We start from the raw sequence: 21,047 nt of genomic DNA, 5'->3' as shown, positions 1-21,047 counted from the left end.
CTGGACCCAAAGCCCTGCACTATTAAAAAATTGCAGGGCTTTTTTGTTAATCGCGGGTTAACGTAGCCAGCTAACGATACCAACTATTTGCTCCACCAAAGGCCCGGTGCAGACGTTCCCGTCGGCACAAGAGAGCCTGATTAGCCTGAGCCGATCTGCGCGAACCACTACCGTCCCTGCGGTGGCAGATGGCTCGACCCCATAACCTCCAAGAATATGCGGGCATGCCCATGATTACCCTGAAACTCAATGGTCAAGATCATCCACTCGATGTCACCGAGGACATGCCACTGTTGTGGGCGATCCGTGACGTCGCCGGTTACAACGGCACCAAGTTCGGCTGCGGCATGGGCCTGTGCGGTGCATGCACCATTCATATCGACGGCGCGCCAGCGCGCAGTTGCATCACCCCGATCGGTTCGGTGGTCGGGCAGAACGTGACCACCATCGACAACCTGCATGCCGACCCGGTCGGTCAGATCGTTCAGCAAGCCTGGCTCGATACGGCTGTGGCCCAATGCGGTTACTGCCAGGGCGGGCAGATCATGTCCGCCACCGCGTTGCTCAAGACCAACCCGAACCCGAGCGACGAGCAGATCGAAGAGGCGATGGTCGGCAACATCTGCCGCTGCGGCACCTACAACCGGATTAAGACCGCGATCCGTCAGGCATCCACTCACCTGAAGGAGGCCAAGGCATGAGCCGTCTACCGAACGATTTCGCCCTGAGCAACCTCAGTCGCCGGGGCTTCCTCAAGGGCGTCGGCGCTACCGGCGCGTTGGTGCTGGCGGCGAGCTGGGGCTGGCAGGATGCGCTGGCCGAAGACAAGCCGAAGCAGTTTGGCGCAGACGGCATGCCCAACGGCTGGATCGACGATCCGAAGGTTTACGTCAGCATTGCCGCCGACGGCACGGTGACCGTGGTCTGCAACCGTTCGGAAATGGGCCAGGGCGTGCGCACCAGCCTGACCATGGTGGTCGCCGATGAACTGGAAGCCGACTGGGCGCACGTCAAGGTTCAGCAGGCGCCGGGTGATGAGGTGCGCTTCGGCAACCAGGACACCGACGGCTCGCGCAGCATGCGTCACTGGTACGAACCGATGCGTCGTTGCGGCGCTGCCGCGCGGACCATGCTGGAGCAGGCCGCCGCCGCGCAGTGGAAGGTGCCGGTCGGCGAATGCCGCGCGCAACTGCATAAAGTCATTCACACACCGTCCGGTCGCGAGCTGGGTTACGGTGAGCTGGCCGCTGCGGCCAGTGCGTTGACGGTGCCGGCCCGTGACAGCCTGCGACTCAAGCAACCGTCGGAATTCCGCTACATCGGCAAGGAAGGCACCAAAGCCATCGACGGTGCCGACATCGTCAATGGCCGCGCGGTGTACGGGGCCGACGTGCATTTCGACGGCATGCTGTTCGCGGTCATTGCGCGTCCGGCTGTGTACGGCGGCAAGGTCAAGTCGGTCGACGACAGCGCCGCGTTGAAAGTGCCGGGCGTCCTCAAAGTCATCCAGATCGAACCCCGGCCATTGCCTTCGGAATTCCAGCCTTTGGGTGGCGTGGCCGTGGTGGCCAGCAACACCTGGGCGGCATTGAAGGGCCGTGAAGCGCTGAAAATCGAGTGGGACGATGGCCCGAACGCCACTTATGACTCGGTCGCCTATCGCAAGGAGATCGAAGCCGCTTCGCTGACGCCGGGCAAAGTAGTGCGCAATACCGGCGATATCGACAAAGCCATCGGCAGTGCCGCCAGCACGCTCGAGGCCTCTTATTACTTGCCGCATCTGGCCCAGGCACCGATGGAACCGATGGTCGCCATCGCCCGTTACAAGGATGGCACCTGTGAGGCATGGGCGCCGAGCCAGGCGCCGCAGGTCACCCGCGAGCGCATCGCCGAACGCCTGGGGCTGCCGTTCGATAACGTCACCTTCAATGTCACACTGTTGGGCGGTGGTTTCGGCCGCAAGTCCAAACCGGACTTCGTCGTTGAAGCTGCCGTGCTCGCCAAGGAATTTCCTGGCAAAGCCGTGCGCGTGCAATGGACCCGGGAAGACGACATCCACAACTCGTATTTCCACACGGTGTCCGCCGAATACCTCAAGGCCGGTGTGGGCAAGGACGGCTTGCCGTCCGCCTGGCTGCACCGCACGGTAGCGCCGAGCATTACCGCGCTGTTTGCGCCGAGCATGAATCACGAAGCTGCGTTCGAGCTGGGCATGGGCTTTACCAACATGGCCTACGCGATTCCCAACGTGCGCCTGGAAAACCCTGAAGCCACGGTGCATACGCGGGTGGGCTGGTATCGCTCGGTGTCGAACATTCCTCATGGTTTTGCGATCCAGAGTTTCGTCGACGAACTGGCGCACAAAGCCAAGGAAGATCCGCTCAAGTACCAGATCAAGCTGCTCGGCCCGGATCGGCAGATCGACCCGCGCACGCTCAGTGAAGAGTGGAACTACGGCGAATCCCCCGAGCGTTATCCGATCGACACCGGGCGCATGCGCACCGTGCTCGAAACCGCGGCCAAGGCGGCGGGTTGGGGGCGTCAATTGCCTAAGGGCCGTGGTCTCGGATTGGCCGTGCATTACAGCTTCGTCACCTACGTGGCGGCGGTGATCGAAGTCGAGGTCAAGGACGACGGCACGCTGATCGTGCACAAGGCCGATATCGCCGTGGATTGCGGCCCGCAGATCAACCCCGAGCGGATCCGTTCGCAGTTCGAAGGCGCGTGTGTGATGGGCCTGGGCAACGCCGTGTGGGGCGAAATCAGCTTCAAGGACGGCAAGGTGCAGCAGGACAACTTCCATATGTATGAAGTGGCGCGCATGTCGCTGGCGCCGAAGGAAGTCGCGGTGCATCTGGTGACGCCGCCGGGCGAGGTGCCATTGGGCGGTGTCGGTGAGCCGGGCGTGCCGCCGATTGCGCCGGCGCTGTGCAACGCGATCTTCGCCGCCACCGGTCAGCGCATCCGCAACCTGCCGGTGCGTTACCAGTTGCAGGGCTGGCAAAAGGCGCAAGCGTGATGGACAGCGCTGATCTCAATGTCCTGCGCAGCGTGCTCGAATGGCGCCGCGCCGGGCAGCGGGTGGTGTTGTTTTCGGTGGTGCAAACCTGGGGCACCGCGCCCCGGGCGCCCGGCGCGATGCTGGCGTTGCGTGAGGATGGCGTGGTGATCGGCTCGGTGTCCGGCGGTTGCGTCGAGGACGATCTGATCGCCCGGCTGCACGATGGGCGGATTCCCGCCAACGGGCCGCCGGTGCAGTTGATCACCTATGGCGTGACGCAGGAAGAAGCCGCGCGCTTCGGCCTGCCTTGCGGCGGCACCCTGCGCCTGACCGAGGAGCGAGTCGGCGATCCGGCGTGGGTCGCCGAGTTGCTGGATCGCTGCGAGGCCCATGAAATCGTCGCGCGTGAGCTGAATATCGGCACTGGCGAGGTGGTGTTGCGACCGGCCGGCAAGACTGACACCTTGAACTTCGACGGCCAGAGCCTGCGTGCCATTTACGGCCCTCGCTGGCGCCTGCTGTTGATCGGTGCCGGGCAGTTGTCGCGGTATGTGGCCGAGATGGCGCAACTGCTGGATTTCGAAGTGCTGATCTGTGATCCGCGAACCGAGTTCGTCTATGGCTGGGAAGAGCAGCATGGACGGTTTGTGCCCGGCATGCCGGACGAGGCGGTGCTGAATATCCAGACCGATGAACGCACGGCGATTGTCGCGCTGACTCACGATCCACGGCTGGATGACATGGCGTTGCTCACGGCGCTCGACTCCAAAGCGTTCTATGTCGGTGCGCTTGGCTCACGGGTCAATAGCCGCAAGCGTCGGGAAAATCTCGCTGAGCTAGGCTTGTCAGAAGCGGCCATCGCCCGTTTGCACGGGCCGATCGGTTTGCATATTGGCAGCCATTCCCCGGCGGAAATCGCCTTGTCGCTGTTGGCGGAAATCGTCGCGATCAAGAATGGTGTCGAGCTCAAGCAGAAGAAAACAGTGGAGAGTGTATGAGCCGATCCATCGGAGTGATTGTGCTGGCGGCGGGCGAGGGCAGCCGCTTTCGCGAGGTGGCGGGCGCCGACAAGGACAAGCTGCTGGCCGATTGCACCGGGCGTGATGGCGCGGTGCGTTCGGTGATCGAGCAGGTGTTGGTGAACCTGCCGGCGAGTCTCGACAAACGAGTGCTGGTGACGACCGAGGCGCGTCCGCAGGCGATACGCATGGGGCAGGCTTACGGGTGTGACATTGTCTCGATCGAGACCACGGGAATGGGCGACAGCATCGCGGCGGGTGTGGCGGCTTTTCCGGATGCCGATGGCTGGCTGATTGTGCTGGGCGATATGCCGTTCATCCTGCCATCGAGTATTGAGCGGGTCGTGGCGGCGATGGCCGAGGATGCGGTCAGCGTACCGACGTTGAACGGTGACTATGGGCATCCGGTCGGGTTTGGTCGCTCGTTCGCCGCAGGGCTGATGGCTTTGTCCGGTGACCGGGGCGCCAGACCTTTGTTCAAGCAGGGTCGGGTGGTGGAAGTGGTGGTAGATGATCCCGGCGCTCTATGGGATATCGATGTGCCGCAAGCACTGGTTTTCCCTCAAGTTTGAAGTACGCACAGATTCCTGTGGGAGCGGGCTTGCCCGCGATGGCGGAGTGTCAGGTAGTGGAGCAGGTATAGACAGACCCTATCGCGAGCAAGCTCGCTCCCACAATTGAGTTGTGTGAATTTTGAGGCATAAAAAAGCCCCGCCTGGATTACCAGGCGGGGCTTTTTATTGGCTTTTGGAATCAGACGAGGGGTTTAGGCTCGTGTTCTTTTTCCTGGGCCTCTTCGTGTTGCTCGACCGCTTCCTGAACGGAGCGTGGAGCTTCGGCAATCACGGCTTCAACGGCAACTTCTTCAGCGACCGGGGCAGGAGCTGCCTCGACCACTTCAGGAGCTGGAGCAGCAGCGGCGGCAGCGGCAGCCAGTTCGGCTTCCTTCTGCAGACGCTCTTCTTCACGCTTGCGACGACGCACTTCACGCGGGTCGTTCGGCGCGCGGCCGCTTGGGGTCAGGGCGCTGACCGGGGCGCTGACCGGAGCAGCTTCAACCACTGGCGCTGGTGCTTCGGCGACAACAGGCGCTTCAACCACAGGGGCTTCAACGACCGGTGCCGGTTCAGCAACAACTACTGGCTCGGCAGCCTTGGCTTCTTCAACGACAGGCGCTTCAACCACTGGCGCTGGTGTTTCAGCGACAGCCGGCTCGGCGACCCAGTTGAAAGCGGTCTGCTCTTCGCGAACTTCACGCACGGTTTCGGTCACGGTTTCAGCGACGGTCTCGACAACCGACTCTTCGACTGCGGCTGGTGCTTCGAAGGTCACCGCTGGTTCAGCGGCTGCTTCAACCAGGGGCTGAGCTTCGCGAGCCGGAGCCACTTCGACTTCCGGAGCGGCAACTACTTGTACCGGAGTGGTTGCTTCAACAACCGGCGCTTCTACTGGAGCAGTTTCCAGCGTTGCAGCGGTAGCGCGTTCAGCTTGCTCGTGGGCCTGAGCTTCAGCCGGAGCGCTGATCACGGTGCTGGCAACAGCAGCGGTAACAGCCAGACCAGCAGCCAGATCGGCAGTGCTTGGCGCCTGGGCGTTTTCGCCGGACTCTTCCGAACCTTCGATCACGTTGCCGTTGGCATCACGCTGACGCTCGCGACGGTTGCTGCGACGACGCTGACCACGGGAGCGGCGGCGTGGACGATCGCCTTCGGCGTTCTCCGAACCGTCTTCCGGCAGTTGCTCTTCGTTGGTGGTGATTTCTTCTTCAGCGACGGCAGCAGCGGCCTGTTCGGCACGCGGTTGACGCTCTTCACGCGGAGGACGTGGCGCACGTTCTTCACGCGGCTGACGGGCCGGACGCTCTTCAGCGGTGGCGGCGGCAGCAACGGCCGGAGCGGCATCCAGAGGCTCGCGCAGTTCACGTACGCGCTCTTCACGCTCGCCACGTGGCTTGCGATCTTCACGCGGAGCACGTGGTGCACGTTCTTCACGAGGGGCGCGTGGTGCGCGTTCTTCGCGGGCTACCGGTGCTTCGTCACGGGATTCGCGTGGCTCGCGGACTTCACGTGGTTCGCGCGGTTGACGCTCTTCACGCGGCTCACGTGGGGCGCGCTCTTCACGCGGTGCACGTTCTTCGCGCGGCTTGCGTTCTTCATCGCGGCGACCGTTACGGTTGCGGCTCTGCTGACGACCGTTGCGACGCTCTTCGTTGCGGGCCGGACGCTCGGCGGCAGGTTTTTCAACCACAACCGGAGCAACTGGCTCTTCCTTGGTGGCGAACAGACTGACCAGCGACTTCACCAGGCCTTTGAACAGGCTTGGCTCTGGCGCGGCAACCGGAGCAGGTGCCGGGGCCGGCGCTGCGACTTCGGTGGGAACCGGAGCGTTGGCGCGGGCCGGAGCGGTCTTGACGGCGGCTTCCTGGCGAACCAGAGTGCGGGTCGCGGCGGCTGGCTGGACATCTTCGACATCGGCAGCGGCGGCAGCGATTTCGTAGCTGGACTGGTTGGTCGCGGCTTCCGGGCTGTCATCACGCAGGCGCTGAACTTCGAAATGCGGCGTTTCGAGGTGATCGTTCGGCAGGATGACGATGCGGGCGCGGGTGCGCAGTTCGATCTTGGTGATCGAGTTGCGTTTTTCGTTGAGCAGGAACGCGGCCACCGGGATCGGCACTTGAGCGCGAACTTCGGCGGTGCGGTCTTTCAGGGCTTCTTCTTCGATCAGGCGCAGGATCGCCAGGGACAGCGATTCGACGTCACGGATGATGCCGGTGCCGCTGCAGCGCGGGCAGACGATGCCGCTGCTTTCGCCCAGCGAAGGACGCAGGCGCTGACGGGACATTTCCAGCAGGCCGAAGCGCGAGATGCGGCCGATCTGCACGCGGGCGCGGTCGGCTTCCAGGCATTCGCGGACTTTCTCTTCCACGGCGCGCTGGTTCTTGGCAGGGGTCATGTCGATGAAGTCGATGACGATCAGGCCGCCGATGTCGCGCAGGCGCAACTGACGGGCGATTTCTTCAGCCGCTTCAAGGTTGGTCTGCAGGGCGGTTTCTTCGATGTCGCTGCCTTTGGTGGCGCGCGCCGAGTTGATGTCGATGGACACCAGGGCTTCGGTCGGATCGATGACGATGGAGCCGCCGGACGGCAGTTCGACGACGCGCTGGAAAGCGGTCTCGATCTGGCTTTCGATCTGGAAACGGTTGAACAGCGGAACACTGTCTTCGTACAGCTTGATCTTGCTGGCGTACTGCGGCATCACCTGGCGGATGAAGGTCAGGGCTTCGTCCTGGGCTTCAACGCTGTCGATCAGCACTTCGCCGATGTCCTGGCGCAGGTAATCGCGGATGGCGCGGATGATCACGTTGCTTTCCTGGTAGATCAGGAACGGCGCGGAACGATCCAGCGAAGCTTCTTTGATGGCGGTCCAGAGTTGCAGCAGGTAATCGAGGTCCCACTGCATTTCTTCGCTGCTGCGGCCAAGGCCTGCAGTGCGCACGATCAGACCCATGTCGGCCGGAGCGACCAGACCGTTCAGCGCTTCACGCAGTTCGTTGCGTTCTTCGCCTTCGATGCGACGGGAGATGCCGCCGGCACGCGGGTTGTTCGGCATCAGCACGAGGTAACGACCGGCCAGGCTGATGAAGGTGGTCAGGGCTGCGCCCTTGTTGCCACGTTCTTCTTTTTCGACCTGAACGATGACTTCCTGGCCTTCGCTCAGGACGTCCTTGATGTTGACGCGGCCTTCAGGGGCTTTCTTGAAGTATTCGCGGGAGATTTCTTTGAGGGGCAGGAAGCCGTGGCGCTCGGAGCCGAAATCGACAAAGGCAGCCTCAAGGCTTGGTTCAATGCGAGTGATACGGCCTTTATAGATGTTGGCCTTCTTCTGCTCGCGTGCACCGGATTCGATGTCCAGGTCGTAGAGGCGCTGGCCATCTACCAGTGCAACACGCAACTCTTCGGGTTGAGTTGCGTTAATCAGCATTCTTTTCATGTAGTACCGTCGGTTTCCGGGCTGCCGGAAACGGCGTTCGGCACACACGACTTCTCACGGTCGGTGTCAGGTGCGTCGGGAGTGGTTGGCCATTCCCGTGTCCAGCGATGTCCGGCCAATTGGGCCGTTATCGCGACGTACGCGTCCTGCTTGCTGTGGCTACTTAAGCACTCAGTCAGGAGGAGGAATCAACCGGTGGCTGTGGACGAGATGAAGCGTCTTGATAAAGCCTGTTGCTACACAGTCCAGCGGTTGTGCATCTCCACCCTACACGTATCCCTGATAATTCGGGTGCTGCCGCGCGCAGAATCCGCAGCGGGTTGGCATTTACCGTGAGCTCCGAAAGGGGAGGTCACGCATCATGGCTAATTCAGGCGGTGTTTCCGGAGCCTTCGCTCGGGGTCATCCGCGGCTGACTGCACTTTGTGAACTGGCCGTGAATATGGCTCGCGTGGCGAGTGAAAACTCTGCTTTGCGGCGTGATTCAGGCCTCATGTCACCTGCGCTTGTTACAGCTGCAAACTCCACCGTTACGTAGCAGAAGCCCCGTAGGACGGCCTCGCGTCCTGGTGAATTGCGTTGGTCAGGGCCGGTTTTTGACCGTGGTTCCGCTGTCCAGGCCGCTTTTGGCGGCGTTCGCGACTATAGCAGCAATGATTAAGTGCTTCAATTCCATAAAAATTGTTATCATCCGCGCCATGACGACTACTGCCCCTTCGACTCCAGGCGTTCAATTGCTTGAGGTCTCGCCGGAATATGCCGGCCAACGAATCGACAATTTCCTCCTCGCCCGGCTCAAAGGCGTGCCCAAGACCTTGATTTACCGCATTTTGCGCAAAGGCGAAGTGCGGGTTAACAAAGGTCGGATCAAGCCCGAATACAAGCTGCAGGCCGGTGATATCGTGCGCGTGCCGCCGGTTCGCGTGCCTGACCGTGACGAACCGGTGCCTTTGGCCCAAGGCCTGTTGCAGCGCCTGGAAGCCTCGATTGTCTACGAAGACAAAGCCCTGATCGTGATCAACAAGCCCGCCGGCATTGCGGTTCACGGTGGCAGCGGCTTGAATTACGGCGTTATCGAAGCCTTTCGTCAGTTGCGCCCCGACGCCAAGGAGCTCGAGCTGGTTCACCGTCTCGATCGCGACACCTCCGGCCTGCTGATGATCGCCAAGAAACGCAGCATGTTGCGTCATTTGCATGCCGCGTTGCGCGGTGACGGTGTCGACAAGCGCTACATGGCCCTGGTTCGCGGCAACTGGGCGACCTCGATCAAGCAGGTCCGTGCGGCGCTCGGCAAGAGCAATCTGCGCTCCGGTGAGCGTATGGTCGAGGTCGACGAGGAGGAGGGCAAGGAGTCTGTGACCGTGTTCAAGGTCCTGCGTCGCTTTGGCGATTTTGCCACTTTGATCGAGGCCAAGCCGATTACCGGTCGCACGCACCAGATCCGCGTCCACACGTTGCACGCCGGACACTGCATTGCCGGTGACACCAAATACGGCGATGACAATTTCAGCAAGGAAATCCGTGATCTGGGCGGCAAACGCCTGTTCCTGCACGCCTACATGCTGACCGTGCCGCTGCCCGACGGCGGTGAGCTCAAGTTGCAGGCGCCGGTCGATGAAATGTGGGCCAAGACTGTGGAGCGATTGAGTGCGCCCATCTGATTACAAGCTGCTGATTTTTGATTGGGACGGCACGCTGGCCGATTCCATTCATCGGATTGTCGAGGCAATGCATTCGGCATCCGGGCGTTCAGGTTTCGAGTTGCGTGATGATTTTGCCGTCAAAGGCATCATCGGTCTGGGGTTGCCCGAGGCGATCCGCACGCTGTATCCGGAAATCAGCGATGCCGAAATGACCTTGTTTCGCGAGTATTACGCGGATCACTACATCGCCGCGGAGGCCGTGCCTTCGCCGTTGTTCGAGGGCGTAGTCGAGTCGATGGCGTCCTTTCGCGAGCAGGGCTATCACCTGGCTGTCGCGACCGGCAAGAATCGTCGCGGGCTGGATCGGGTGCTCAAGGCCAATGGCTGGGAAGATTATTTCGATATCACCCGTGCTGCCGATGAAACTGCAAGCAAGCCGCACCCTCTGATGCTGGAGCAGATCCTCGCTCACTGCGGTGTGCGTGCCGAGCAGGCGCTGATGGTCGGTGACTCGTCCTTCGATCTGTTGATGGCGCGCAATGCGGGGATGGATTCGGTGGCGGTCAGCTATGGCGCGCAATCGATCGAATCTCTGCAACAGTTCGCGCCGCGACTGTCGATTGACCATTTTTCCGAATTGCATGCCTGGCTGGGGCAGCAGGCTTAATACGTTTTTTGCTGGGGTGGATGGCATGACCGACGAATGGAAAGCACCGGCCAAGGCAACTGCCGACGACGGTGATGCGAAAAGCTGGAAGCTGCTGGAAAAGACCCTGCTGGCCGGCGTGCAGGAGCAGCGTCGTTCGCGCCGCTGGGGCATCTTCTTCAAGCTGTTGACCTTTATTTATCTGTTTGTTGCGTTGATCCTGTTTACGCCGTTGATGGATATGGAGAAAAGCGCCACGCGCAGTGGCAATTACACCGCGTTGATCGACGTTACCGGCATGATCGCTGATAAAGAACCTGCCAGTGCCGACAATATCGTAGGTAGTCTGCGCGCGGCGTTCGAGGACAAGAAGGTCAAGGGCGTAATCCTGCGCATCAATAGTCCGGGTGGCAGTCCGGTGCAGTCGGGTTATGTGTATGACGAGATCAAGCGCCTGCGCGGTCTGCATCCCGACACCAAGCTGTACGCTGTGATTTCCGACCTGGGCGCTTCCGGTGCCTATTATATCGCCAGCGCGGCGGATCAGATCTATGCCGACAAGGCCAGTCTGGTGGGCTCCATTGGTGTGACGGCAGCCGGTTACGGCTTTGTCGGCACCATGGAGAAGCTTGGCGTCGAGCGTCGCACTTACACCTCTGGCGAACACAAGGCGTTCCTCGACCCGTTTCAGCCGCAGAAGCCGGAAGAGGCGGCGTTCTGGCAGGGTGTGCTGGATACCACGCACAAGCAGTTCATCAACAGCGTCAAGCAGGGGCGTGGCGACCGTTTGAAGGACAAGGAGCATCCGGAGTTGTTCTCCGGGCTGGTCTGGTCTGGCGAACAGGCGCTGCCGCTGGGGCTGATCGACGGTCTGGGTAACGCCAGTTCGGTGGCGCGTGACGTGATTGGCGAAAAGGAGTTGGTGGACTTCACCGTTCAGGAATCGCCGTTCGACCGCTTCTCGAAGAAGCTCGGCGCCAGCGTTGCCGAGAAACTGGCAATGTGGATGGGTTTCAATGGCCCGTCGTTGCGCTGATCGAATGCTGCAAGAAAAACCGGCCTGAGGGCCGGTTTTTTGTGGGTCAGGGAAGCTCTACGCCTTCTGCCAGCAGCATGTCGATCAGGCGAATCAGTGGCAGGCCGATCAGGCTGGTCGCGTCCGGGCCTTCGGTGGATTGAAACAGGCTCACGCCCAGCCCTTCGGCCTTGAAGCTGCCGGCGCAGTCGTAGGGCTGCTCGGCGTGCAGGTAGCGCTCGACGCGAGCGTGATCCAGTACTCGCATGTGCACGGTGAAGGGTACGCAGTCGACCTGGCAGTGGCCTGTCTGGCTGTTGAGCAGGGCCAGGCCGGTGAGGAAGGTCACGCTGGCGCCGCTGGCGGCCATCAGTTGTTCGCGGGCGTTTTCGAAGGTGTGTGGCTTGCCGATGATGCGCTCGCCGAGTACCGCAACCTGATCGGAACCGATGATCAGATGAGCGGGGTGGCTGTCGGCGAGGGCTCGGGCCTTTTGTTCGGCGAGGCGCTTGACCAGCTCGATTGCCGACTCGTCCGGGCGGTGGCTTTCATCGATGTCCGGCGAGCTGCAGACGAACGGCAGGCGCAGGCGGCTGAGCAATTCCCGACGATAGGTCGAGCTTGAAGCGAGTAATAAAGGCAGCATTCGCATCTCCAGAGGCAGGCGACAGATTCTAGCGGAGCTGCGCAAGTGACGGACAGGGCACAATTTCCTTTGACATGGGTGGGTGCATCCCTATAATGCTGCGCCTATGTTGAATGACCCGATTCCACCTCACGTTGACCCGCGCAAATTGGCTGACCGTGGCACCACCCTTCAAGGTGAACTGCTGCTGGCCGATTTGAAGAGACTCTGCGACCCGCTTTCCGACGATGTCGGTATGGTGCAGGCAAAATTCGTTTTTGAACGAGATGAACGTAAATCTGTGGTGATCCACAGCTTTATCGACACCGAAGTCAAAATGGTTTGCCAGCGTTGTCTTGAGCTGGTCACCCTGCCGATCCACAGCGAATGCAGTTACGCTGTTGTGAAGGAGGGTGCGAATACCCAGTCGTTACCGAAAGGTTATGACGTGCTGGAACTGGGCGAAGATCCATTGGATCTGCAGTCACTGATCGAGGAGGAGCTTCTGCTCGCCTTGCCCATTGTGCCTGCTCATCATCCGGAAGAATGCCAGCAGCCGGCGGGAGCAGATGAGCCCGAACCGAGCGAGGACGAGGTAACGCGGTCCAACCCGTTCAGTGTATTGGCGCAGTTAAAGCGTGACCCAAACGTTTAGGAGTTAATCAATTATGGCTGTTCAGCAGAACAAAAAATCCCGCTCTGCCCGTGACATGCGCCGTTCGCACGACGCTCTCGAGGCTAGCACCCTGTCTGTAGAAAAAACCACTGGTGAAGTTCACCTGCGTCACCACGTATCGCCAGAAGGCGTATACCGTGGCCGTAAAGTGATCGACAAGGGCGCTGACGAGTAATCACTTGTCCGCTCAAGTCATCGCGATTGACGCAATGGGCGGGGACTTCGGTCCCCGCAGCATTGTTCAGGCCAGCCTTGCTTGCCTTTCTGCTACACCTTCGCTGCACCTGACCCTCGTCGGTCAACCCTCCCTTCTTGAAGAATTGATCACCGGCCAATCGGCTGCCGATCGCGCGCGCCTGACGATTATTCCGGCGTCCGAAGTCATCACCATGGACGAAAAACCTGCCCAGGCCTTGCGTGGCAAGCCGGATTCGTCGATGCGTGTCGCTCTCGAATTGCTGCGTGACGGCAAGGTTCAAGCCTGTGTCAGTGCCGGCAATACCGGTGCATTGATGGCGCTGTCGCGATTTGTGCTCAAGACTCTTCCGGGGATTGATCGTCCGGCCATGGTCGCGGCGATCCCTACTCAGAAGGGCTACTGTCAGTTGCTCGATCTGGGCGCCAACGTCGATTGCAGCGCTGAGCATCTGTTGCAGTTCGCCGTGATGGGTTCCGTGGCGGCGCAAACCCTGGGCATTGCTCGCCCGCGTGTCGCGTTGCTGAATATCGGCACCGAAGACATCAAGGGCAATCAGCAGGTCAAGCTGGCTGCGACGTTGCTACAGGCTGCCCGAGGCATCAATTACATCGGCTTCATCGAAGGCGACGGCTTGTATCGCGGCGAGGCGGATGTGGTGGTTTGCGACGGTTTCGTCGGCAATATCCTGCTCAAGTCCAGCGAAGGTCTGGCGACGATGATCGCCGCACGCATCGAGGCCCTGTTCAAGAAAAATCTGGCTTCCCGTGCTGTCGGCGCCCTGGCGCTGCCATTGATGAAGCGTCTGCAGGCTGATCTGGCGCCGGCGCGGCATAACGGCGCAAGCTTCCTCGGTTTGCAGGGTATTGTCGTGAAAAGTCACGGTTCGGCCGGAGTTCAGGGGTTTCAGAGTGCCATTCAGCGAGCGCTGATCGAGATTCAGGAGAATCTTCCCGAGCGCCTGCACGGCCGTCTGGAGGATTTGTTGTCTTAGGCGTTTTCGTCGGACAATGCTTAAATGTGACCGCCCGGTTCAAAGGGCCATCCAACTGTCAGTTTCTTGCGTCCCTCTAGCGGGATGCCATTTTTCCGACGACAAGATCATTAGGGGCTTGTTACATGTCTGCTTCCCTCGCATTCGTCTTTCCAGGACAGGGTTCGCAGTCCCTCGGCATGCTGGCCGAGCTGGGCGCGCAACATCCGCTGATCCTCGAAACTTTCAAAGAAGCTTCCGATGCTCTGGGCTACGACCTGTGGGCGCTGACCCAGCAGGGTCCGGAAGAGCTGCTCAATCAAACCGATAAAACCCAACCGGCCATTCTGACCGCTTCGATCGCCCTGTGGCGTCTGTGGCTGGCAGAAGGTGGTGCGCGTCCGGCCTTCGTTGCCGGTCACAGCCTGGGTGAATACAGCGCGCTGGTCGCTGCCGGCAGCCTGAGTCTGGCTGACGCGGTGAAGCTCGTCGAGCGCCGTGGCCAGTTGATGCAGGAAGCCGTTCCGGCCGGGCAGGGCGGCATGGCTGCCATCCTCGGTCTGGAAGATGCCGACGTTCTCGCTGCCTGTGCCGAAGCGGCGCAAGGCGAAGTGGTCAGCGCGGTGAACTTCAACTCCCCGGGCCAGGTAGTGATCGCCGGTGCCAAGGCTGCCGTTGAGCGCGCCATCGAAGGCTGCAAGGCCCGTGGCGCCAAACGTGCCATGCCGCTGCCGGTCAGCGTGCCGTCGCACTGCGAACTGATGCGTCCGGCTGCCGAGCGCTTCGCCGAGTCCATCGCTGCCATCGACTGGCAGGCGCCGCAGATCCCTGTGGTACAGAACGTCAGTGCTCAAGTGCCGGCGGATCTGGAAACCCTCAAGCGTGATCTGCTCGAACAGCTCTACAAGCCGGTACGCTGGGTCGAATCCGTACAGACTCTGGCCGCCAAAGGCGCCACCAATCTGGTCGAGTGCGGCCCTGGCAAAGTGCTGGCAGGTCTGAACAAACGTTGCGCCGAAGGCGTTTCGACTTCCAACCTCAATACCCCAGACGCTTTCGCTGCTGCTCGCGCAGCGGCTGTCTGAATCAGGAGAAGCTTGCATGAGTCTGCAAGGTAAAGTTGCACTGGTCACCGGCGCAAGCCGTGGCATCGGCCAGGCTATCGCACTGGAACTGGGTCGTCAGGGCGCCATCGTTGTTGGCACCGCGACTTCCGCTTCGGGCGCCGAGCGTATTGCTGCGACCCTGAAGGAAAACGGCATTCAGGGCGCAGGTTTCGAACTGAACGTCACCAGCGACGAATCGGTCAGCGCAGTGCTTGCGAGCATCCAGGAGCAGTTCGGTGCGCCAGTCGCGATCCTGGTCAACAATGCCGGCATCACCCGCGATAACCTGATGATGCGCATGAAAGACGACGAGTGGTACGACGTGATCGATACCAACCTGAACAGTCTGTATCGCCTGTCCAAGGGCGTTCTGCGCGGCATGACCAAGGCGCGTTGGGGCCGAATTATCAGTATTGGCTCGGTGGTGGGTGCCATGGGCAACGCTGGCCAAGTAAACTATGCAGCCGCCAAGGCCGGTCTGGAAGGTTTCAGCCGTGCCATGGCGCGTGAAGTCGGTTCGCGTTCGATTACGGTCAACTCGGTAACCCCAGGGTTCATCGACACCGATATGACTCGCGAGCTGCCTGAAGCACAGCGTGAAGCCTTGCAGACGCAGATTCCGCTGGGCCGTCTGGGACAAGCTCAAGAGATCGCGTCCGTGGTCGCTTTTCTTGCGTCCGACGGTGCGGCATACGTGACCGGGGCTACAATCCCGGTTAACGGCGGGATGTACATGTAATTCAAATGTGACGGATTGCTTCAAAAAAATGTCATACGAGCTGTCTAAAATCCGTTATAAAGCTGCAATCTATTTATAGGCAGAGGGCCGCAGGGTTTGAGGAGTGAAGCTTTCAGTTGAAAAGCTGAAAAGTCTTTCTATACACTTACCCACTGGCCAGCTGCCTGAATTTGTCCATTAGGAGTGAAAACAAGGTATGAGCACCATCGAAGAGCGCGTCAAGAAAATCGTTGCCGAGCAACTGGGTGTTAAAGAAGAAGAAGTGGTCAACACCGCTTCCTTCGTAGAAGACCTGGGTGCCGACTCCCTTGACACCGTTGAGCTGGTGATGGCTCTGGAAGAGGAATTCGAGACCGAAATCCCTGACGAAGAAGCTGAGAAGATCACTACTGTACAAGCTGCAATCGACTACGTTACTAGCCACCAGGCGTAATAGTTTGTAATCGTTGCTTGCTGTCATGGAAAAACCGCACTGCCATCATGGCGTGCGGTTTTTTCTTTAGGCCTGATGCAAAGTCGTCATTTGAAAAAGGAGAGTGCTGTGTCGCGTAGACGCGTCGTAGTCACCGGTATGGGTATGTTGTCGCCACTGGGCACGGATGTGCCGAGCAGTTGGCAGGGCATTCTGGCTGGCCGCAGTGGCATTGGTCTGATCGAACACACCGACCTTTCTGCCTATTCCACCCGCTTTGGCGGCTCGGTAAAGGGCTTCAATGTCGAGGAATACCTGTCGGTCAAGGAAGCGCGCAAGCTCGACCTGTTCATTCAGTACGGTCTGGCGGCCGGCTTTCAAGCCGTACGCAATGCCGGTCTGGAAGTCACCGATGCCAACCGTGAACGCATTGGCGTGGCCATGGGTTCGGGTATCGGCGGTCTGACCAACATCGAAGAAACCAGCCGCACCCTGCACGAGACTGGCCCACGCCGGATTTCTCCGTTCTTTGTGCCTGGCTCGATCATCAATATGATTTCAGGTTTCCTGTCCATCCACCTGGGTGCACAGGGGCCTAACTACGCCATCGCCACGGCGTGTACCACGGGTACGCACTGCATCGGCATGGCGGCGCGCAACATCATGTACGACGAAGCCGACGTGATGATTGCCGGCGGTGCCGAGATGGCGGCGTGCGGTCTGGGCATGGGCGGCTTCGGTGCTTCCCGTGCGCTGTCGACCCGCAACGACGAGCCGACCCGCGCCAGCCGTCCGTGGGACAAAGGCCGTGACGGCTTCGTGCTGTCCGACGGCGCCGGTGCCCTGGTGCTCGAAGAGCTCGAACACGCCAAGGCCCGTGGCGCGACCATCTACGCCGAACTGATCGGTTTCGGCACCAGTGGCGACGCCTTCCACATGACTTCGCCACCTGCCGACGGCGCCGGTGCGGCACGCTGCATCACCAACGCGCTGCGCGATGCGAAGATCAACGTCGATCAAGTGCAATACATCAACGCCCACGGCACTTCGACGCCGGCCGGCGACCTTGCTGAAGCCAACGCGATCAAGTCGGTGTTCGGTGATCACGCGTACAAGCTGGCGGTCAGCTCCACCAAGTCCATGACCGGTCACCTGCTGGGTGCGGCAGGCGCGGTCGAGGCGATCTTCAGCGTGCTGGCGATCAACAGCCAAGTGGCGCCACCGACCATCAATCTCGATGAGCCGGACGAAGGCTGCGACCTCGATTTCGTGCCGCACACCGCGCGCAACATGGATATCGATGTCGTGCTGTCCAACTCGTTCGGGTTTGGCGGCACCAACGGTACGTTGGCGTTCCGTCGGTTCGCCGGCTGATGGACTGCTGGGTCGACGGTCTGCCGGCTGACGCTCTGTCGCTGAAAGATCGCGGCCTGGCTTACGGCGACGGTCTGTTCGAGACCATCGCCGTGCGTGCTGGCCAGCCGTTGTTGCTGGATCGGCATCTGATGCGACTGGCCGACGGCTGTGCGCGTCTAGCCATCGCATCCGACATCGAACGGGTTCGTCATGAGCTGCAATCCTATGCCACCGCGATGGGCGAGGGCGTGCTCAAGCTCATCCTTACTCGTGGTGACGGATTGCGCGGTTATGCGCCGGACCCTTCGGCGCAGGGCCGACGCATTCTGCAAGGCAATCCTCCCGCGGCGTATCCAGCGGCCCACGCCGAGCAGGGCGTTCGCCTGTTTCCGTGCAGCACGCGCCTGTCCAGGCAGCCGTTGCTCGCCGGGCTCAAACACCTCAATCGACTGGAACAGGTCATTGCCCGTGCCGAATGGCAGGACAGTGAGCATGCCGAAGGTTTGATGCTCGACCAGGCCGGTCGGGTAATCGAAGGTGTGTTCAGCAATCTGTTCCTGGTGCGTGACGGTGTGCTGATCACGGCGGACTTGAAACGCTGCGGCGTGGCCGGTGTGATGCGCGCAGAAATATTGTTTCAGGCCGAGTCCCTGGGCATTCCTGTGCAAATCACCGACATCCCCCTCGAACAGCTGCAATGGGCCGATGAAGTCTTTGTCTGCAACAGCGTGTATGGCGTCTGGCCGGTACGCGCCTGTGCTGCTCTGAGCTGGCCGGTTGGCCCGCTCACCCGTAAACTGCAAACCATTGCCCGCGCGCTACTGGATGCCTGATTCGTGAGACGTAAACTTTTGCTGCTGCTGGAAACCGGACTGGTTCTGGCAGGGCTGCTGTTGGGCGCCAGCGCCTGGAAGATTCATTCGGCACTGGAACAGCCCCTGAACATCACGCAGGAAGAACTGCTGGATGTGCCCAAGGGATCCACCCCGACCCGTACTTTTCTTGGACTCGAAGCCGATGGCGTCATCAAGGACGCGTTCTGGCTGCGGGTCTATTGGCGTTTCAATCTTGCCGGCACGCCGATTCACAGCGGTGAATACCGCATGCAGCCGGGCATGACCGTCAACGGCCTGATTGACCTGTGGAAGCGCGGCGATGTGGTTCAGTACAGCCTGACCCTGGTCGAAGGCTGGAATTTCCATCAAGTGCGCGCCGCGCTGGCCAAAGATGAAAAGATCGAGCAGACCCTCAACGGCCTGAGCGACAGTGATGTGATGGCCAAAATCGGCCACAAGGGCCTGTTCCCTGAAGGCCGCTTCTTCCCCGACACCTACCGCTTCGTGCGCGGTGTGACCGATACCGAACTGTTGAAAAAGGCCTTCGACCGCCTCGACGAAGTGCTGGCCAAGGAGTGGGAAAAACGCTCCGCCGACGTGCCTTACACCGAGCCCTATCAGGCGCTGATCATGGCGTCGCTGGTGGAGAAGGAAACCGGCGTGCCTCAGGAGCGTGGCCAGATTGCCGGCGTCTTCGTGCGTCGCATGGCACTGGGCATGCAGTTGCAGACCGATCCGACGGTGATCTATGGCCTGGGCGACCGCTACAACGGCAAGCTGACCCGTGCTCATCTCAAGGAAGCCACGCCGTACAACACCTACATGATTCCCGGCCTGCCGCCGACGCCGATCGCCATGGTCGGACGCGAAGCCATTCACGCCGCGCTCAATCCGGTGGATGGCACCAGCCTCTACTTTGTTGCCCGTGGCGATGGCAGCCATGTGTTCTCCGATGATCTGGATGCGCACAACAATGCGGTGCGCGAGTACCAGCTCAAGCGGCGCGCGGATTACCGCTCGAGCCCGGCGCCTGCGACAGCGCCCGAAACCGCTCCGGCAGCCGAGGAGGCGATTCCTGCCGCCTCACCCGATACCGCACCGGAATCATTGCCGCAGCCGCCTGCTCAAGAGCCTGCGCCGACGCCGGAACCGGAAGCGTCCGCTCCCCAAAACACGCAATGACTTTGATTAAGGACTGCCTGTGACTGGCTTGTTTATTACCCTGGAAGGCCCGGAAGGCGCCGGCAAAAGCACCAACCGCGAATACCTCGCCGAGCGCCTGCGCGCCGCCGGTATCGAAGTGGTGCTGACCCGCGAGCCCGGCGGTACGCCGCTGGCCGAGCGCATTCGTGAGGTGTTGCTGGCCCCGGTCGACGAAGTGATGAACCCGGACACCGAGCTGTTGCTGGTGTTCGCCGCCCGTGCCCAGCATCTGGCTGAGGTCATTCGCCCGGCGCTGGCCCGTGGCGCGGTGGTGCTGTGTGATCGTTTCACCGATTCGACTTACGCCTATCAGGGCGGCGGTCGCGGCTTGTCGCTGGAGCGCATCGCGGCGCTGGAGACTTTCGTGCAGGGCGACCTGCGTCCCGACCTGACGCTGATTTTCGATCTGCCGGTGGAAATCGGCCTGGCCCGCGCCAGTGCCCGTGGACGTCTGGATCGTTTCGAATTGGAAGGCCGTGAGTTTTTCGAGGCCGTGCGCAGTGCGTTCCTCAAGCGCGCCGAAGCCGATCCGGCGCGTTACGTGCGGATCGACGCCGGTCAGCCGTTGGCCAAGGTTCAACAATCGCTGGATACCCTGATTCCGAACTTGCTGGAGTTAAGCCGTGGCTGAGGCCTATCCGTGGCAGGACAGCCTCTGGCAGCAACTGGCCGGTCGCACTCAGCACGCCCACGCGTATCTGCTGCACGGGCCAGCCGGGATCGGCAAGCGTGCGCTGGCCGAACGACTGATGGCCAGTCTGCTGTGCCAGCATCCGACGCCTGAAGCCTGCGGTGAGTGCAAATCCTGCCTGCTGCTCAAGGCCGGCAGTCACCCGGACAATTACATCCTCGAACCGGAAGAAGCGGACAAGGCGATCAAGGTCGACCAGGTGCGCGATCTGGTCAGTTTCGTGGTGCAGACCGCGCAACTGGGCGGGCGCAAGGTGGTGCTGATCGAGCCGGTGGAGTCGATGAACATCAACGCTGCCAACGCTTTGCTCAAGAGCCTTGAGGAGCCGTCCGGCGACACCGTGCTGTTGCTGGTCAGCCACCAGCCGAGCCGGTTGTTGCCGACCATCAAGAGCCGCTGCGTGCAGCAGGCCTGCCCGCTGCCGAGCGAATCCATGAGTCTGCAGTGGCTGGCTCAGGCACTGCCGGAATGTTCCGAAGACGAACGGGTCGAACTGTTGACCCTGGCTGCCGGCTCGCCGTTGGCCGCCGTCACGTTGCAGGGGCAGGGCGTACGTGAACAGCGCGCACAGGTGGTGGAAGGCGTGAAGAAGCTGCTCAAACAGCAGCAATCGCCGACGCAACTGGCCGAGGAGTGGAAAAACATTCCGATGCTGCGTCTGTTCGACTGGTTCTGCGACTGGTCGAGCCTGATCCTGCGCTATCAATTGACCCAGGATGAATCGGGTCTCGGCCTGACCGACATGCGCAAGGTCGTGCAATATCTGGCGCAGAAAAGTGCCCAGCCTAAAGTGCTCGATATCCAGGACTGGATTCTCGCCCAGCGCCAGAAAGTCCTGAGCAAGGCCAACCTCAATGCGGCGTTGCTGCTGGAAGCGTTGTTGGTGCAATGGGCGAGCTTGCCTGGTCAAAGATAAGAAT

General features: G+C 60.9%; 20 protein-coding genes. 18 read left to right on the top strand and 2 right to left on the bottom strand.

What is annotated here, in order from left to right; all coding sequences use genetic code 11:
- Positions 1 to 230 precede the first annotated feature (230 nt).
- From CAF63_RS04305 to CAF63_RS04290, 4 genes are read left to right on the top strand one after another with little or no spacing between them, the layout of a single operon-like run.
- A complete protein-coding gene (locus CAF63_RS04305; protein WP_039770687.1) occupies positions 231 to 701 on the top strand; it encodes a (2Fe-2S)-binding protein in 471 nt (156 codons plus the stop codon).
- The gene (locus CAF63_RS04300; RefSeq protein WP_085683538.1) at positions 698 to 3,019 is read left to right on the top strand and encodes a xanthine dehydrogenase family protein molybdopterin-binding subunit; all 2,322 of its coding nucleotides are present in this window, start codon (positions 698 to 700) and stop codon (positions 3,017 to 3,019) included. Before CAF63_RS04305 ends, CAF63_RS04300 begins: the two co-directional genes overlap by 4 nt.
- Positions 3,019 to 3,999, top strand: coding sequence for an XdhC family protein (locus CAF63_RS04295; protein WP_085683537.1), 981 nt, complete (start codon positions 3,019 to 3,021; stop codon positions 3,997 to 3,999). Before CAF63_RS04300 ends, CAF63_RS04295 begins: the two co-directional genes overlap by 1 nt.
- A complete protein-coding gene (locus CAF63_RS04290; protein ID WP_085683536.1) occupies positions 3,996 to 4,592 on the top strand; it encodes a nucleotidyltransferase family protein in 597 nt (198 codons plus the stop codon). The genes CAF63_RS04295 and CAF63_RS04290 overlap by 4 nt, the downstream gene beginning before the upstream one ends.
- A 181-nt stretch (positions 4,593 to 4,773) precedes the next feature.
- Here CAF63_RS04290 and rne read toward each other — a convergent pair whose 3' ends face one another.
- Positions 4,774 to 8,010, bottom strand: a complete 3,237-nt coding sequence (rne, locus tag CAF63_RS04285; RefSeq protein ID WP_085683535.1) for a ribonuclease E — start codon at positions 8,008 to 8,010, stop codon at positions 4,774 to 4,776.
- A gap of 698 nt (positions 8,011 to 8,708) precedes the next feature.
- On the opposite strand from rne, the gene rluC reads away from it, so the two are divergent.
- Genes rluC through CAF63_RS04270 form a run of 3 tightly spaced genes read left to right on the top strand, consistent with a single transcriptional unit; the run spans position 8,709 to position 11,335 of the window.
- The gene (gene rluC, locus CAF63_RS04280) at positions 8,709 to 9,671 is read left to right on the top strand and encodes a 23S rRNA pseudouridine(955/2504/2580) synthase RluC (protein ID WP_085683534.1); all 963 of its coding nucleotides are present in this window, start codon (positions 8,709 to 8,711) and stop codon (positions 9,669 to 9,671) included.
- Positions 9,658 to 10,320 carry an HAD-IA family hydrolase gene (locus CAF63_RS04275; protein WP_064383488.1) on the top strand — a complete coding sequence of 221 codons (663 nt, stop codon included), beginning with the start codon at positions 9,658 to 9,660 and terminating at the stop codon, positions 10,318 to 10,320. Before rluC ends, CAF63_RS04275 begins: the two co-directional genes overlap by 14 nt.
- Before the next feature lie 25 nt (positions 10,321 to 10,345).
- Complete coding sequence (locus CAF63_RS04270; protein ID WP_085683533.1) at positions 10,346 to 11,335, top strand: S49 family peptidase; 990 nt, start codon at positions 10,346 to 10,348, stop codon at positions 11,333 to 11,335.
- Positions 11,336 to 11,381: 46 nt separating this feature from the next.
- Here the strand turns inward: CAF63_RS04270 and CAF63_RS04265 are convergent, their stop codons facing one another.
- Positions 11,382 to 11,960 (bottom strand): nucleoside triphosphate pyrophosphatase, encoded by a 579-nt coding sequence (locus CAF63_RS04265; RefSeq protein WP_085683532.1) that lies wholly within the window; start codon positions 11,958 to 11,960, stop codon positions 11,382 to 11,384.
- Between the two features lie 106 nt (positions 11,961 to 12,066).
- Here CAF63_RS04265 and CAF63_RS04260 point away from each other — a divergent pair, with 106 nt between their 5' ends.
- From CAF63_RS04260 to CAF63_RS04210, 11 genes are all read left to right on the top strand, one after another.
- Complete coding sequence (locus tag CAF63_RS04260; RefSeq protein ID WP_085683531.1) at positions 12,067 to 12,594, top strand: YceD family protein; 528 nt, start codon at positions 12,067 to 12,069, stop codon at positions 12,592 to 12,594.
- Between the two features lie 13 nt (positions 12,595 to 12,607).
- On the top strand, positions 12,608 to 12,790 hold the full coding sequence (gene rpmF / locus CAF63_RS04255; RefSeq protein ID WP_003179396.1) for a 50S ribosomal protein L32: 183 nt from the start codon (positions 12,608 to 12,610) through the stop codon (positions 12,788 to 12,790).
- 4 nt (positions 12,791 to 12,794) lie between these two features.
- Entirely contained in the window at positions 12,795 to 13,805 is a 1,011-nt protein-coding gene (gene plsX, locus CAF63_RS04250) for a phosphate acyltransferase PlsX (protein ID WP_085683530.1), read from the top strand.
- Between the two features lie 125 nt (positions 13,806 to 13,930).
- A complete protein-coding gene (gene fabD / locus CAF63_RS04245; RefSeq protein WP_007950787.1) occupies positions 13,931 to 14,869 on the top strand; it encodes an ACP S-malonyltransferase in 939 nt (312 codons plus the stop codon).
- Positions 14,870 to 14,885: 16 nt separating this feature from the next.
- Positions 14,886 to 15,629: a 3-oxoacyl-ACP reductase FabG gene (gene fabG, locus CAF63_RS04240; protein WP_065257231.1), complete on the top strand. Its 744-nt coding sequence runs from the start codon at positions 14,886 to 14,888 to the stop codon at positions 15,627 to 15,629.
- A 196-nt stretch (positions 15,630 to 15,825) separates the two neighbouring features.
- Positions 15,826 to 16,062 carry an acyl carrier protein gene (gene acpP / locus CAF63_RS04235; RefSeq protein WP_003175607.1) on the top strand — a complete coding sequence of 79 codons (237 nt, stop codon included), beginning with the start codon at positions 15,826 to 15,828 and terminating at the stop codon, positions 16,060 to 16,062.
- A gap of 108 nt (positions 16,063 to 16,170) precedes the next feature.
- On the top strand, positions 16,171 to 17,415 hold the full coding sequence (gene fabF / locus CAF63_RS04230) for a beta-ketoacyl-ACP synthase II (protein WP_007908259.1): 1,245 nt from the start codon (positions 16,171 to 16,173) through the stop codon (positions 17,413 to 17,415).
- Positions 17,415 to 18,230, top strand: coding sequence for an aminodeoxychorismate lyase (gene pabC / locus CAF63_RS04225; RefSeq protein WP_085683529.1), 816 nt, complete (start codon positions 17,415 to 17,417; stop codon positions 18,228 to 18,230). Before fabF ends, pabC begins: the two co-directional genes overlap by 1 nt.
- Before the next feature lie 3 nt (positions 18,231 to 18,233).
- A complete protein-coding gene (gene mltG, locus CAF63_RS04220) occupies positions 18,234 to 19,415 on the top strand; it encodes an endolytic transglycosylase MltG (RefSeq protein ID WP_085683528.1) in 1,182 nt (393 codons plus the stop codon).
- A gap of 19 nt (positions 19,416 to 19,434) precedes the next feature.
- Positions 19,435 to 20,067: a dTMP kinase gene (gene tmk, locus CAF63_RS04215; protein ID WP_007950797.1), complete on the top strand. Its 633-nt coding sequence runs from the start codon at positions 19,435 to 19,437 to the stop codon at positions 20,065 to 20,067.
- Positions 20,060 to 21,043: a DNA polymerase III subunit delta' gene (locus CAF63_RS04210; protein WP_085683527.1), complete on the top strand. Its 984-nt coding sequence runs from the start codon at positions 20,060 to 20,062 to the stop codon at positions 21,041 to 21,043. Before tmk ends, CAF63_RS04210 begins: the two co-directional genes overlap by 8 nt.
- Positions 21,044 to 21,047 lie beyond the last annotated feature (4 nt).

This window comes from Pseudomonas sp. B20(2017) (genome assembly GCF_002113125.1).
In the GTDB taxonomy this organism is placed as follows: Bacteria; Pseudomonadota; Gammaproteobacteria; order Pseudomonadales; family Pseudomonadaceae; genus Aquipseudomonas.
The sequence above is the reverse complement of the archived record's forward strand: the minus strand, read 5'-3'. Positions and strand labels throughout refer to the sequence as shown.